This window comes from Pantoea sp. PSNIH1 (genome assembly GCF_007680655.1).
Taxonomy (GTDB): Bacteria; Pseudomonadota; Gammaproteobacteria; order Enterobacterales; family Enterobacteriaceae; genus Pantoea; species Pantoea eucrina.
Genome location: NZ_VEIP01000001.1, coordinates 790,934 through 805,189, shown reverse-complemented (window position 1 = coordinate 805,189; position 14,256 = coordinate 790,934). Strand labels below are relative to the sequence as shown.

General features: G+C 59.4%; 10 protein-coding genes. 4 read left to right on the top strand and 6 right to left on the bottom strand.

Annotation, left to right across the window (positions count from 1 at the left end; translation table 11 throughout):
* The first annotated feature begins 56 nt into the window (after positions 1–56).
* A complete protein-coding gene (locus FS690_RS03690) occupies positions 57–1,097 on the top strand; it encodes an oxidoreductase (protein WP_094111274.1) in 1,041 nt (346 codons plus the stop codon).
* A gap of 36 nt (positions 1,098–1,133) precedes the next feature.
* Here the strand turns inward: FS690_RS03690 and add are convergent, their stop codons facing one another.
* From add to manA, 3 genes are all read right to left on the bottom strand, one after another.
* A complete protein-coding gene (gene add, locus FS690_RS03685) occupies positions 1,134–2,132 on the bottom strand; it encodes an adenosine deaminase (protein ID WP_039384227.1) in 999 nt (332 codons plus the stop codon).
* Positions 2,133–2,286: 154 nt separating this feature from the next.
* Entirely contained in the window at positions 2,287–3,786 is a 1,500-nt protein-coding gene (locus tag FS690_RS03680; RefSeq protein WP_145339095.1) for a YdgA family protein, read from the bottom strand.
* Positions 3,787–3,905: 119 nt separating this feature from the next.
* Positions 3,906–5,090 (bottom strand): mannose-6-phosphate isomerase, encoded by a 1,185-nt coding sequence (gene manA, locus FS690_RS03675; RefSeq protein WP_104084809.1) that lies wholly within the window; start codon positions 5,088–5,090, stop codon positions 3,906–3,908.
* 191 nt (positions 5,091–5,281) lie between these two features.
* Between manA and fumC the strand changes: the two genes are divergently transcribed.
* A complete protein-coding gene (gene fumC / locus FS690_RS03670) occupies positions 5,282–6,679 on the top strand; it encodes a class II fumarate hydratase (RefSeq protein ID WP_071668791.1) in 1,398 nt (465 codons plus the stop codon).
* A 23-nt stretch (positions 6,680–6,702) separates the two neighbouring features.
* On the opposite strand, the gene tus is transcribed toward fumC, so the two are convergent.
* Positions 6,703–7,632, bottom strand: coding sequence for a DNA replication terminus site-binding protein (gene tus, locus FS690_RS03665; RefSeq protein ID WP_039384232.1), 930 nt, complete (start codon positions 7,630–7,632; stop codon positions 6,703–6,705).
* A 200-nt stretch (positions 7,633–7,832) separates the two neighbouring features.
* Here tus and FS690_RS03660 point away from each other — a divergent pair, with 200 nt between their 5' ends.
* Both FS690_RS03660 and FS690_RS03655 read left to right on the top strand, forming a co-directional pair.
* On the top strand, positions 7,833–9,032 hold the full coding sequence (locus FS690_RS03660) for an MFS transporter (RefSeq protein WP_145339094.1): 1,200 nt from the start codon (positions 7,833–7,835) through the stop codon (positions 9,030–9,032).
* A 159-nt stretch (positions 9,033–9,191) separates the two neighbouring features.
* Entirely contained in the window at positions 9,192–9,677 is a 486-nt protein-coding gene (locus tag FS690_RS03655) for an Rrf2 family transcriptional regulator (RefSeq protein ID WP_039384233.1), read from the top strand.
* 82 nt (positions 9,678–9,759) lie between these two features.
* Here the strand turns inward: FS690_RS03655 and FS690_RS03650 are convergent, their stop codons facing one another.
* A complete protein-coding gene (locus FS690_RS03650) occupies positions 9,760–12,912 on the bottom strand; it encodes an efflux RND transporter permease subunit (RefSeq protein WP_145339093.1) in 3,153 nt (1,050 codons plus the stop codon).
* 15 nt (positions 12,913–12,927) lie between these two features.
* Positions 12,928–14,082, bottom strand: coding sequence for an efflux RND transporter periplasmic adaptor subunit (locus FS690_RS03645; RefSeq protein ID WP_145339092.1), 1,155 nt, complete (start codon positions 14,080–14,082; stop codon positions 12,928–12,930).
* Positions 14,083–14,256 lie beyond the last annotated feature (174 nt).

Genomic DNA, 14,256 nt, shown 5'->3' with positions numbered 1-14,256 from the left:
GTTCTCACCGGCTGATTCGTCTTAAATCAGTCGGGTATATGACAAAAGGAGTGAGAATGAGCGATAAACTACGTGTCGGCCTGATAGGCTATGGCTTTGCCAGTAAAACCTTTCATGCCCCTTTAATCGCCGGAACAGCTGAAATGGAACTGGCAGCGATCTCCAGCAGCGATGCCGGTAAAGTGCACGCTGACTGGCCCTCTGTACAGGTCGTTGCCGATCCGCAGGCGCTGCTGGACGATCCCACCCTGCAGCTGATTGTGATCCCCACCCCCAATGACACCCACTTTCCGCTGGCCAAAGCGGCCCTGAATGCCGGCAAGCATGTGGTCGTCGACAAGCCTTTTACCGTCACGCTCTCGCAGGCGCGTGAGCTTGATCAGCTGGCAAAATCGAAAGGGCTGCTGCTGTCGGTCTTCCATAACCGCCGCTGGGACAGCGATTTTCTGACGCTAAAAACGCTGCTCGGCGAGGGCACGCTGGGCGAGGTACGCTATCTGGAGTCGCATTTTGACCGCTTCCGCCCGGAAGTGCGCCAGCGCTGGCGCGAAATGAAAGGACCGGGCAGCGGTATCTGGTTTGACCTCGGCCCGCACGTGCTGGATCAGGCGCTGCAGCTGTTTGGCATGCCGGTGGCGATCAACGTGGACATGGCAGAGCTGCGCCCTGGCGCGCAAACCACTGACTACTTTCATGCGGTGCTGACCTATCCGACGCGTCGTGTGGTGCTGCACGCCAGCATGCTGGTGGCAGCAGAGTCACCGCGCTTTGTGGTACACGGCACGCGTGGCAGCTACGTAAAGTATGGCCTCGATCCGCAGGAGGATCGTCTGAAATCGGGTGCCAGACCGCCGCAGCAGGAGTGGGGCTACGACATGCGCAACGGCACGCTGACGCTGGCAGAAGGCGATATGCTGGTGGAGCAGGAGCTGCTGACGCAGCCGGGTAACTATCCGGCCTACTATGCGGCAATCCGCGATGCGATAGCCGGCACGGGGCAGAACCCGGTGCGGGCTGAAGAGGCGATACAGGTCATGGAGCTGATTGAGCTGGGTCTGCAGTCTGCAGAGAACCGTCAGACGATGTCACCACGCTGATGTTGCGCGCCGCCCAGCGGCGGCGCGTGTTCAGCCTTAGCCCGCTACGCGCTGGCGCAGCGCCGTTTTCTCCGCTTCGCTCAGAAACGCAATCGCCACGCCATTCTCCTGCGCCTGGCGGATCTCTGCCGCAGAGAGGCCGGCTGCAGGGGCCGCCACCTCATATTCATGCGCCAGCTCCACGCCCTGAACCGCCGGATCGTCAGTATTCAGCGTGGCCAGAATGCCATGCTGCAGAAACGCTTTCAGCGGGTGTTTCTCCAGCGAGGAGACGGTGCTGGTCTGAATGTTTGAGGTCAGGCAGGATTCGATGCCGATGCGCTGCTCAGCCAGGAAATCCATCAGCGCGCGATCCTCTATCGCTTTAACGCCGTGACCGATACGCTCCGCGCCCAGTTCACGAATCGCCTGCCAGATACTCTCCGGACCCGCCGCTTCGCCGGCGTGTACGGTAATACGGAAGCCAGCGTCACGCGCCCGGTTGAAGTGGCTCAGGAACTCACTGCCGGGGAAGCCCAGCTCATCGCCGGCCAGATCCACGGCGGTGATACCGTCGCGATGGGCCAGTAATCCTTCCAGCTCGCGCAGGCACGCCTCTTCGCCAAAGGTGCGGCTCATAATGCCAATCAGATTAACATCCACACCGTACTGCTTCACGCCTGCGCGTACGCCGTCAATCACCGCTTCTGTCACGCCCGCCACCGGCAGGTTATGGGTCATCGCCATATAGCCCGGCGAGAAGCGCAGTTCTGCATAGTGAATACCGGCACGCGCCGCATCTTCGACATTTTCCAGCGCAATGCGGCGGCAGGCGTCAAGATCGCCCAGCACTTTGACGCCCCAGTCGAGCTTTTGCAGAAAACTCACCAGATCGGGCTCGTTCGCGGTGACCTGCACGTGGGGACGCAGCGCGTCAAGAGAGCTGGCGGGCAGAGAGAGATTAAACTGGCGGCCGAGATCGAGAATAGTTTGGGCGCGGATATTGCCATCAAGGTGGCGGTGAATATCGGTAAGAGGAAGCTGCTGGTCGATCATGGCGCACTCGCTTGTCAGGAATAAAGTGCAGAGCATTATAAAAATATCTTGCGCAACTGCGCCAGCGATTTGCGCAAAGCAGGGTGCAGATGGTGAATATTAAAGCGGTAAAGCGCCGCTTCTTCCCGCAGGATGAAGCGGCGCACAGTGCCGGTTACTGCGGCATGCCTTCACTGGTTGGCATACCCAGCATATAGCGGGAGAGGAACTGCTCCAGTGACATCTTGTCGCCGTTCATCGTTACCTGCCCGTTTGCATACTGCAGGCTGGTCACAATGTTATTATCCTGCTGCTGCGTCAGACGGAACATCTGGCCCATCGCAGCCACGCCTTTGACCTGCTGATCCGCCAGCTTCTGCGCATCATCGCCCTGATATCCTTCGGCCAGGCCGACATGACGCATCGCTTCTGTCGCCATCGGCATATTGATATTCAGTTTGCCATCCAGCGTTTTCAGCATGCGATCTACCGCGGCACCCAGGCTCTGCGCCTCGCCGCTGACGGCGGCCGGATCGTTGAAGCCGATATTCAGGTTGAACGTGCTCTCACCCTTATCATTTTTCCAGCTCAGCGGGGCAATGCTGACCGCCGGCGCACCTTTCAGCAGCAGCGGCAGGTTGTTACGCAGAATGGTCTGAACGCTGGCCTGATAGCGAATCGGATCGTCGGCAACACCCGGCTGGCGCAGCAGATCCTGCATCTGCGCGTTGTAGGTGTCAGAAAAAGTTTTCACCGCCTGCGCATCAAACTGCGAAAATTTCATCGCCAGACGCGCTTCACCAAACGGCTGCTGCTGCAGGTTGATATCGCCCACTTTATAATCGATAGTGCCGCCAATCTTGCCCTCTTTATTATCAAAAGAGGATTTGCCGTCAATTTTCTGCAGCGTCATTCCCTGCTGGCCGTTGATGCTGGCTTCCAGTTTATCCAGCGTGATGGTCTGATCGCCCACGCGCACGCCTTCCGGACTCAGGTGAGTATCACCGCCCAGCGCCAGACCGTTAAGCGTAAACAGCACCGGCTGCTCCAGCTGGTTTTTACTGGTGACGGCGATGCTGGAGAACTCACCTTTCAGGCTGACTTTATCGCCTTTGCTGTCGGCGCTGACGTCAAGCTTACCGCCGTTGGTGGCCAGCCGGTCACCGGTCTGCGCGTTGCTGTAATCCACCGGCAGCAGCGTCAGTGCCGTATCGGTAGCCCCGCTGTAGCCAATGCGCGTATCGGCAGCAACCAGTGATTTACCGTCAGTCAGCGCGAACAGCTTTTTCACCGCATCGGTATTAGCAAGCTCGGAATGCACCGAGGCCATCGCGGGCAGAATGTTACCGCGCTTCAGTTGCGCAAACGGGAAAGGACCGTGATCGATGGTCTCATTCAGCACAATGGTCTGGCCCGGCTTAAGCAGCGGATTATCCACCGTTTGGGAGATCGCCTGCACAACCAGTTTCGTGCTGCTGCTGAACAGGCCGCGCTGATAGTCCTGATAGCTCAGCGTCAGGCGGCTGTTGGGGGACCAGGCGTTAATCTGGCTGTTGGCCTGTTGCAGCATCTCATCCTTGTGGCTCTCAATCTGCTTGCCGGTAAACCACGCTGCGCCGGTCCAAACCACACCGAGCGCGACAATCACACCTGCTGCAACCTGAGTCTTTTTCATCGCTGAGTCATCCTTATCCTTGCGTCCGCGTCCCGTCGGGGTGACGCGCCGGGTGAAGAAAAACGCCCGCAGGCGTTTAAAGTAATAGTCTGAAAGAATAGCAGTTAACGCGCGCAGCGTCAGCCGTCTGCAGTAAGCATACTGAAGACGCGCGCCAGGCGTCCGCTGCCTGAGGCCGCAACCGGGGGCTCGCTGGCGGCGACAAAACAGGATTCGCCTGGCTGCAGGACAAGCTGGCTATCCGCGCTGGCGAGCCGCGCTTCTCCCTCAATACAGAACAGCAGGGCGGCGCTGGCCGGTGCCAGCGGCTGCGCTACGGCAGAAAGCAGGTGGATGGCAAAGGAAAAATCATTAACCGGCACCGGGAAACAGAGCGCCTGCGCATCGCGCTCAGGCTGCAGCCGCAGCGTATCGGCGGCGCGGGGGGTAAAGTTCAGGTTAGCCAGCAGCTCCGGCATATCGATAAATTTTGGCGTCAGGCCGGCGCGCAGCACATTATCTGAGTTAGCCATGACCTCGAGTGCAGTGCCCTGCAGGTAAGCGTGCGGCGTGCCGGCAGAGAGAAACATCGCTTCGCCGGGCTGCAGCAGCAGCAGGTTAAGCAGCAGTGGTGCAAACAGGCCGTTATCATCCGGGTAATCAGCCGCCAGCTGCCGCACAGTCAGCCACGGCTCCTCATCGTGTGCCGCAGCCGCTGAACAGAGGATCGCCAGCGCGCGCCTTTTTTCATCCCCCTGCAGCGAGAACAGCGTGGCAAACAGGCGGGCAAGGGCGTCCGGGCTGGCCTGCTCAATAAAGTGCCCGATTTGCGGATGGGCGCCCGCTACCGCGCTCAGCAGCGATACCATTTCGGGCCGCTCGCGGAAGCCGTTCAGCGCCTGAAAAGGGGTCAGCGCATAGAGCAGTTCCGGTTTATGGCTGGCATCTTTATAGCTGCGCTGCGGCGCATCCACCGCAATGCCGGCTGCATTTTCACGGGCAAAACCGGCGGCAGCTGCGCGCTTATCGGGATGCGCCTGCACCGAGAGCGCTTTCGCCGCGCAGAGCACTTTGAACAGAAACGGCAGTTCACCGAACCGGTCGGCAACGGCGCTTCCCAGCATGGCGACCGGATCGCGCGCAATGAAATCGCGCAGCGAGGCGTGCCGGCCGTCAACAATCAGCGTGGACGGGCTTTTCGGATGCGCGCCCATCCACAGCTCTGCCAGCGGCCGGCCCTGCGGATCGGCAATACCATAAAGTTCCGTTAACGCCGTTGTGCTGCCCCAGTCGTAGTACTGCAGTGAGTTGTTCAATTTATGCATGTTGCGCCCTCAGCTGAACAGTTATTGCCCAGTAAAGCAGAAAATTTCAGCAATTAGCGCGACCTGTGTGCAGGAAACGCGATGTGCCCGCATACTGTTTTATTGATTCGGATAACAATCCGGCCTGAAGCGGGGCGGTAAGAGGCCGCGCCCGGGGATTGCTTTCACTACTGAGAAAGGAGAAGAGGGCTATGGCAGCCAGTCGCACTGAAAAAGATTCAATGGGTCCTGTTGATGTGCCGGCAGATAAACTCTGGGGCGCACAGACGCAACGCTCGCTGGAGCATTTTCGTATCTCAACCGAGAAAATGCCGGTTGAGCTGGTCCGCGCGCTGGCGCAGACCAAGCGGGCAGCGGCAGAGGTTAACCGCGATCTGCAGCTGCTGCCGGACGATCGCGCGACAGCAATTATCCGCGCGGCGGATGAAGTGCTGGCAAACCAGCACGCCGATCAGTTCCCGCTGGCGATCTGGCAGACCGGCTCCGGCACGCAGACCAATATGAATATGAATGAAGTCCTGGCTAACCGCGCGAGCGAGATCCTCGGCGGCGAGCGCGGTATGGCGCGGCTGGTGCACCCTAATGATGATGTCAATAAAAGCCAGAGCTCTAACGACGTTTTTCCTACCGCTATGCACGTGGCGGCCGTTACGGCACTGCGCGAGCAGCTCATTCCGCAGCTGGAGGTGCTGAAAACCACGCTGGCCGGTAAAGCGGATGCATTCAGTGATATTGTGAAAATTGGCCGTACGCACCTGCAGGATGCCACGCCGCTGACGCTGGGACAGGAGATCTCAGGCTGGGTGGCGATGCTGGAGCATAATCTGAAGCACGTTGAAAACAGCATTCCCCATCTGACCGAGCTGGCGCTGGGCGGCACCGCCGTAGGCACCGGCCTGAATACGCATCCTGAATATGCCGTCCGCGTGGCGCAGGCGCTGGCCGCGCTGACCGGTCAGCCGTTCATCACCGCACCCAATAAATTTGAAGCGCTGGCGACCTGCGATGCGCTGGTGCACGCGCACGGCGCGCTGAAAGGTCTGGCGGCGTCGCTGATGAAAATTGCCAACGACGTCCGCTGGCTCTCATCCGGCCCGCGCTGCGGCATCGGCGAAATCAGTATCCCGGAAAATGAGCCGGGCAGCTCCATTATGCCGGGCAAAGTCAATCCGACCCAGTGCGAGGCGATGACCATGCTCTGCTGTCAGGTGCTGGGTAACGACGTAGCGATCAATATGGGCGGCGCGTCCGGCAACTTTGAGCTGAACGTATTCCGTCCTATGGTCATCCATAACTTCCTGCAGTCGGTGCGGCTGCTGGCCGACGGCATGGACAGCTTTAATCATCACTGTGCAACCGGTATTGAACCGGTGCGGGAGCGTATCGATCAGCTGCTGAATGAATCGCTGATGCTGGTGACCGCGCTGAACACGCACATTGGCTATGATAAAGCAGCCGAAATTGCCAAAAAGGCCCATAAAGAGGGGCTGACGCTTAAAGCAGCCGCGCTGCAGCTCGGTTATCTCGATGAGGCGCAGTTTGATGCCTGGGTGCGCCCGGAAGAGATGGTTGGCAGCATGAAAGCGTAATCCTGCAGGTGGCGGCCGCTTCATCAGGCGAGGCGGTCGCTCCAGAGGTGCAGGCGCGGGATGATCAGATGCAGCGGCTGCGCCAGCGGCTTATAGCGGTGGGCGATATTCTCTGCATCATAATCCAGCAGTTCGCCCAGCACCGGCACCTGGGTTTTGTCACGGCACAGCACCAGCAGCGGAGAGGGGCAGGCCAGCTGCGTCTGTTTCTTTTCACTGGCGCGCCAGACGCGGGCAATAGGCTGCACTTTAACCGGCCGCTTGATTTTCAGCTTTGCGCCTGCGGGCAGCGATCGCACCAGTTCCAGCTCCAGCTGCACTTTTTCTGCCCACTGCTCACGCGTCCAGGGAGCCTGAGCGCGATTCGCTTTCAGGCTGCGTTCCAGCTGCTCAATAACGGCTTCCCGCGTCAGATTTTTAATGATGTTTTTGTTCGCCCAGCCAAAGCGCAGCGTATCCGGCGCATTGAGCAGGGGCACGCTGCGATAGGCGTTCAGCGTAATCAGCCCGCGCAGATGCTGATGCACAAATTCAAAGCGGGCCTCGCTCGGCAAGCCGGACTCTACGGTGATGAGCTGCTCCAGCCGCTGTTTAAGCGCGTTGATTTCGCTGACCTGCTGCGTGATCTGCTCAGCGGCCTGCTCGTCCGCCTCAATACAGATTGCTCCCGGCAGCCGCACGGCCGCTTTGGTACTGATCTTTTCTGACTGATGCTGCATAAACAGCCGGCAGTAGTGGGTGAGGGCCATCTCACGCGCGCTTTTGCCCAGATGCTGCGTCACCGCTATTTTGTCAATCTCATCATGTTCGTGCCCTTTTTCAATTGCCGGCAGGCTGAACACGCGCGCCACCAGCAGCGGCTGCTGCTCAATGCTGGTGCGCAGCGCACCAAGGCGCTGTTCCAGCGTGTTAACGCACTCATGTAAATCAGCGACTAAATCGTAGCGAGCCATAATCTTCTCCTTTGTTACAACATACTTAATGTACCTGTGCCTGCGCCGCTGACAAGCTTCCAGTTTAGTTACAACAAACTTTTAAAATTTAAGTTTTACCAGAATCAGCCCCGGAGACCAATAATGGCCTGACAAGAAGAAGGTTCGGCCTGCAGAATATCCATGATATAACAATGCTTTATCTGATACGGAAAGCGCCCGTGCACTATCATTCAAAACCCGCGATACCCGCCATTATTACGCTGGGTGCGGTTCAGATCCTTTCCTGGGGCGGGTCGTTCTACCTGATGGCGGTGATGGCCGCTCCGATTATCGCTGAAACCGGCTGGTCTCAACAGTGGGTTTATGGGGCGCTGTCGCTCGGCATCCTGGTCTCCGGCTTGCTGGCGCCACTCAGCGGACGACTGATTGCCCGTGGTTACGGGCCGCTGATACTGGCAGGCGGCGGTGTGGTAATGGCGTCAGGGCTGGTGGTGATGGGGATGAGCTACCAGCCTGGCTGGTTTTTTGCCGCCTGGCTGCTGATTGGCACAGGAATGGCAATGAGCCTTTATGATGCGCTGTTTGCAACGCTCGGCACGCTCTATGGCGGACAGGCGCGCAGCACTATCACCGGCGTGACGCTGATTTCGGGCTTATGCACCACGCTGGTCTGGCCGGGAACGGCATGGCTGATTGCGCTCGCCGGCTGGCGTGATGCCTGTTTCATCATTGCTGCGCTGCTTACTCTGCTGGTTTTCCCCGCCTACCGCTATGCGCTGCCGGCGCCGGTCACGCAAACCGGGAGCAGGGGAGGCCCGACCGGCGCGATCCCTGACACTCTGCAGAGCGCGCTCTCGCCGCGACTTTTCTGGCTGCTGTGCGCCATTTTTACCCTCGCTTCGGTTATTATGACCGCCATCTCGGTTCAGCTTATTACGCTGCTTCAGTCCGGGGGATATTCGCTGAGCGCAGCGCTGGCGCTGAGTGCCGTTCTCGGTCCCTGTCAGATTGGATCGCGGCTTCTGGATGTAATGTTTAAACGTAGTCATCCCATATGGACCGCGCTGTTCTCTGTGGGACTGGTGGCAGCAGGGCTGCTGCTGCTGGCGCTGTTTCCGGCAATGGCGCTGGTCGCTATGGTGCTCTATGGCGCAGGAAACGGTTTGCGGGCCATCGTGCGCGGTACGCTGCCGCTGGCCGTTGTCAGACCGGAACAGTATGCCGTTATCACCGGTCGTATGGCGCGCCCGGCGCTGATCGGACAGGCGCTGACGCCGCTGGCGGGGGGCTGGCTGGCAGCGCATGCCGGCGCTGACGTGACTCTCTGGGTACTGTGCGGGCTGGCGGGTATAAACGTTGTGCTGGTGGCGCTGCTTAAGCAGCAGTTACCGGCGCAGGCGTCGTCCGTGCAAAATTAAGCAGCTTGTGCGCTAACCGGGCCGCAGATGGGGAATCCGTGCCCTGTGCGGTTGGGGTTGCTTCTAAAAAGCAACAGTGTTTGTTATATTTATTGCTCATTGTTCACTCATTGACGCGCTATAAAAACAAAAAGATAAGCCGCAACTCAGGATATTGAAATGTTAGATTATCGCTTCCCGACAGCTCTGCAGATGGTTTTAAGCGTCGCGATGGCGGAGCAACTGGGAAAACGCTCGACCAGCGCTATTCTGGCGTATGGTCTGGAGGCGAATCCCAGCTTTATTCGTAAGCTGATGGTTCCGCTGACGCGCGACGGCATTATTGTTTCGACGCTGGGTCGCACCGGCTCCATTCACCTGGGCCGGCCCGCAGCAGAGATCACACTACGCGATATCTATACGTCAGTCATTGAAGACAAAAAACTGTGGGCGTCGCGGCCGGATGTTGCACCGCGCTGCCTGGTCAGCGCCAACCTCTGCTGGTATTTCAAATCGATTGCTCAGGAGGCGGAGGAAGCATCGCTGAAAGTGCTGGAGACGCGCACCGTGGCGGATGCGCTGAACGAACTGAAAAGCAACGATACCAGCAATTGCGAACCGCTGCCGGACGCTGAACCCGCCGGACTCTGCCAGAAAACCCGTTGATACCGGCGCTGCATGCGCGTCCGACGGTCAAGAGGATATAAAAAAGCCCGGCTTCAGCCGGGCTTTTCCATTTGTACCGCTTTTAAAGTGACGTTGCGCTTTCCGCACGCGTGCGGCGCGTTACCAGCTTGCGCAGCGTAACGTAGAACACCGGCGTCAGGAACAGGCCAAACAGGGTCACGCCAAGCATCCCGGCAAACACGGTTATACCGGTCACACCGCGCACTTCTGCGCCAGCCCCTTCACCCAGAATCAGCGGAACCGTACCGGCGATAAAGGCAATCGAGGTCATCACAATCGGCCGCAGGCGCAGACGACACGCCTCCAGCGCGGCAGCGGTCACGCTTTTACCCTGCATCTCCAGCTCACGTGCAAACTCCACAATCAGAATAGCGTTTTTGCACGCCAGCCCCATCAGCACCACCAGCCCGACCTGGACAAACACGTTATTATCACCGCCGGTCAGCCAGACGCCCGCCAGCGCGGAAAGCATGGTGACCGGGACAATCAGGATCACCGCCAGCGGCAGCGTCCAGCTCTCATAGAGCGCTGCCAGTACCAGAAACGCCAGCAGGACCGCAACCGGGAAAACGATCAGTGCGCTGTTGCCCTGGGTCGCCTGCTGATAGCTCAGGTCAGTCCATTCGATATTCATGCCGTTGGGCAGCATCTGCTCTGACATCATCTCCAGCTGCGTCATCGCCTGCGCGGAAGAGAGCACGCGCGGATCGGCATCGCCAATCAGATCCGCAGCGGGATAGCCGTTATAGCGGATCACCGGATCGGGGCCGTAGGTGGTGGCGACATGCACCATGCTGCCGACCGGCACCATTTCGCCCCGGTCATTACGGGTACGCAACGAAGTAATATCCTCAACGCTGTCACGGAAATCGCCGTCCGCCTGCGCCATCACGCGCCAGGTACGGCCAAATTTATTAAAATCGTTCACGTAGGCGGAGCCGAGATAGACCTGCAGCGTGGTAAAGAGATCGGGTAACGCCACGCCCTGTGCACGGGCTTTGTCGCGATCGACCTGCACATCCAGCTGCGGGACATTGGCCTGATAGGAGGAGATCGGAAACATCATGCCCGGCGTCTGCATCACGGCACCGGAGAGGGTGTTAATAGCCTCCTGCAGTGCGCCATAGCCGAGGCCACCGCGATCCTGCACATAAAGCGAATACCCCGATCCCTGGCCCAGACCCAGAATCGGCGGTGGCATAATTGAGAAGCCAAAGCCCTGCTGAATCTTAGCAATTTTTGCATTCAGCTCCGCGTTGATCTCTGCCGCGCTGCGCGTCCGTTCGCTGAACGGTTTCAGGCCAAAAAACACCGTGCCGGCGTTAGGCGTATTGGTAAACTGCAGCGCGTTCAGGCCGGGAAACGCAACCGCATAGGCGACGCCGTCAGTATGCATGCCAATCTCGCTCATCTCGCGGATCACCGCATCGGTGCGCGCCAGCGAAGCGCCTTCCGGCATTTTTACGCCGCCAATCAGATAGAGCTTATCCTGCGTGGGAATAAAACCGCCCGGCACGCTGTGAAACAGCAGGCCTGCGCCGGCAAGCAGCAGCAGATAAACCGCAAACACCGCGCCGCGCCGGCGCAGCGTGGTGCCTACCAGGGATTCATAGCCTGTTGCACTGCGCTGGAAAAAACGGTTGAACGGGCGAAACAGCCAGCCAAACAGGCGGTCAATCAGCCGGCCAGGCAGATCTTTAGGCGCGTCATGGGCTTTCAGCAGTTTAGCCGCCAGCGCCGGCGAGAGCGTCAGCGAGTTAATGGCCGAGATCACCGTCGAGATAGCGATGGTCACGGCAAACTGCTTATAGAACTGCCCGGTCACGCCGGAGAGAAACGCCATCGGCACAAACACCGCGCAGAGCACCAGCGCAATGGCGATAATCGGACCGGACACCTCGCGCATCGCCTGGTGCGCGGCGGCCACCGGCGTCAGACCCTGTTCGATATTGCGCTCAACGTTCTCAACCACCACGATGGCGTCATCCACCACGATGCCGATAGCCAGCACCAGCCCGAAGAGGCTGAGCGTATTGAGTGAGAAACCCAGCAGCCAGAGCACGCTAAAGGTGCCAACCACGGAAACCGGTACCGCCAGCAGCGGAATAATCGACGCGCGCCAGGTCTGGAGAAACAGGATCACAACCAGGACAACCAGCGCAATGGCTTCAAACAGCGTCTGCACCACGGCGTGAATAGAGTCGCGAACAAACACCGTGGGATCGTAAGGTGCAGCCCACTGCACATCCTCCGGGAAGCGCGTGGCCAGCTCGTTCATTTTGGCCCGCACCGCGTCGGAGAGATCGATAGCGTTCGCGCCCGGCGCCTGGAAAATACCGATGCCGACCGCATCCTTATTATTCAGCTGAGAGCGCAGGGCGTAGCTGCCGGAGCCCATCTCAATGCGCGCCACGTCGCGCAGCCGTACCAGAGAGCCGTCAGCCGTGCTTTTCAGGATAATGTCACCAAACTGCTCTTCGCTCTCCAGCAGACCCTGGGTATTGATAGAGAGCAGGAAATCGCTGGCTTTGCGGGTCGGTTCCGCGCCAAGCTGTCCGGCGGAGACCTGTACGTTCTGCTCACGCATGGCGGTAATCACCTCTGCGGCCGTCATGCCGCGCGCGGCGACTTTGTTGGGATCGAGCCAGACGCGCATCGCATACTCACCCGCGCCGAAGATCTGAATCTGGCCGACGCCGGGGAGGCGTGCCAGCTCATCTTTCACCTTCAGGGTGGCGTAGTTGCGCAGGTAGAGCGAATCATACTTGCCGTGCGGGGAGAAAAGATGCACAACCAGCGTCAGCGTGGGCGACATTTTCTGGGTGGTCAGCCCCAGCTGGCGTACCGCTTCCGGCAGACGCGCCTCAGCCTGCGCCACGCGGTTCTGCACCTGTACCTGCGCCCGATCGGGATCGGTGCCGGGGCGGAAGGTCACGGTAGTGACCAGTACGCCATCGGAGCCGGCCACCGACTTCATGTACATCATATTTTCAACGCCGTTGATCGCCTCTTCCAGCGGGGTCGCCACGGAATCCGCGATCGCTTTTGGGTTAGCGCCAGGATATTCGGCGCGTACCTGCACGCTGGGCGGCACCACATCCGGATATTCGCTGATTGGCAGCAGCGGGATCGCAATTAACCCGGTGGCAAAAATCAGTATCGACAGCACCGCCGCAAAAATGGGACGGTCGATAAAAAAACGAGAGAAATCCATAGAGTAGGGTCTCGGTTAAGGAGCGGGGCGCATTGCGACTGAGTGAGCCTGTACCGGCATGCCGGGCATAAAGACTTTTTGCAGACCGTTTACGATCACGCGATCGCCTGGCTGCAGACCCTGCTGAACAATACGCAGTCCGCCAGAGAGATCGCCAGGCTGGATATCGCGCCGCTGCGCTTTGCCTGCGGCATCAACAATGTAGACATAGCGGCGGTCCTGATCGGTGAGAATCGCCTTGTCATCAATCAGCAGCGCGGTGAAATCGGCACGACCCGGCAGCCGGACGCGGGCAAACAGCCCCGGCGTCAGTTCGCGCTGCGGGTTATCGAGCAGCGCGCGCATGCGAATGGTGCCGGTACTGGCAGTAAGCTGGTTATCCAGAAAATCCACCGTGCCGCGATGCGGATAGCCGTGTTCGCCGGTCAGGGAAACCTGCAGCGGCAGGGCGCCGCGCTGTTCGCCCTGGCGCGCCAGCTGCTGATAGTGCAGAAATGTCGCCTCATCGACATCAAACCAGACATACATCCGATCCTGGGAAACCAGCGTGGTCAGCACGCTGGCGCTGTCGCCTGCGGTGACCAGATTGCCGGCGGTGATCAGCGCGCGGCTGGCGCGGCCATCAATCGGGGCGGTCACGCGGGTAAAACTCAGGTTGAGGCGGGCCATATCAACCGCCGCCTGCGCCGCCTGCACGCTCGCCTGCGCCTGCTGCGTGGCCGAACGACGCTGCTGCCAGATCTCGCGGGATACCACCTGGCTGTTGATCAGCTTATCGGTACGATCCGATTCACTGCGCGCCAGCGTCGCCTGCGTGCGCGCACCGGCGAGCTGCGCCTCAGCCTGCGCCAGCGCGGCACGGTAGCTGCGGTCATCAATGGTGAACAGCACCTGACCTTTTTTAACCTCATCGCCTTCGCGATAGTTTACCTGGTCGATATAGCCGGAAACGCGCGGGCGCAGCTGAACGCTCTCGACCGCCTCGATCCGGCCATTGAAGTTATCCCACTCGCTGACCTGCTGCCGGATCACCTGTGCCGCACTCACCTCCGGCGGCGGCGGCGGAGCGTTTTGCGCCACGCCGCGATCGCAACCCGCCAGCAAACCTGCCAGCAGTGCCGCGCCTGCCAGGCCAATAGCCTGACGAACCCTGTCTTTTTTTCCGGACATTATTGTTATTCCACGTTGATGAAGCACGAAAGACGACGTAAAAATATGCAACTTTAACGATTGCATTAATCGGGAGGAGTGTAGGTCGCGGCGAAGTGCATCTGCAAGAATATCTGATACACTTTATGTGCGGTCTGACGGGCGCTCAGCGCAGAGAGAAAAACCCTGCTTTAT

Coding starts and splice junctions, on each gene's coding strand:
- FS690_RS03690 (WP_094111274.1), top strand. CDS start 57: ATGAGCGATAAACTACGTGTCGGCCTGATAGGCTATGGCTTTGCCAGT.
- add (WP_039384227.1), bottom strand. CDS start 2,132: ATGATCGACCAGCAGCTTCCTCTTACCGATATTCACCGCCACCTTGAT.
- FS690_RS03680 (WP_145339095.1), bottom strand. CDS start 3,786: ATGAAAAAGACTCAGGTTGCAGCAGGTGTGATTGTCGCGCTCGGTGTG.
- manA (WP_104084809.1), bottom strand. CDS start 5,090: ATGCATAAATTGAACAACTCACTGCAGTACTACGACTGGGGCAGCACA.
- fumC (WP_071668791.1), top strand. CDS start 5,282: ATGGCAGCCAGTCGCACTGAAAAAGATTCAATGGGTCCTGTTGATGTG.
- tus (WP_039384232.1), bottom strand. CDS start 7,632: ATGGCTCGCTACGATTTAGTCGCTGATTTACATGAGTGCGTTAACACG.
- FS690_RS03655 (WP_039384233.1), top strand. CDS start 9,192: ATGTTAGATTATCGCTTCCCGACAGCTCTGCAGATGGTTTTAAGCGTC.
- FS690_RS03650 (WP_145339093.1), bottom strand. CDS start 12,912: ATGGATTTCTCTCGTTTTTTTATCGACCGTCCCATTTTTGCGGCGGTG.
- FS690_RS03645 (WP_145339092.1), bottom strand. CDS start 14,082: ATGTCCGGAAAAAAAGACAGGGTTCGTCAGGCTATTGGCCTGGCAGGC.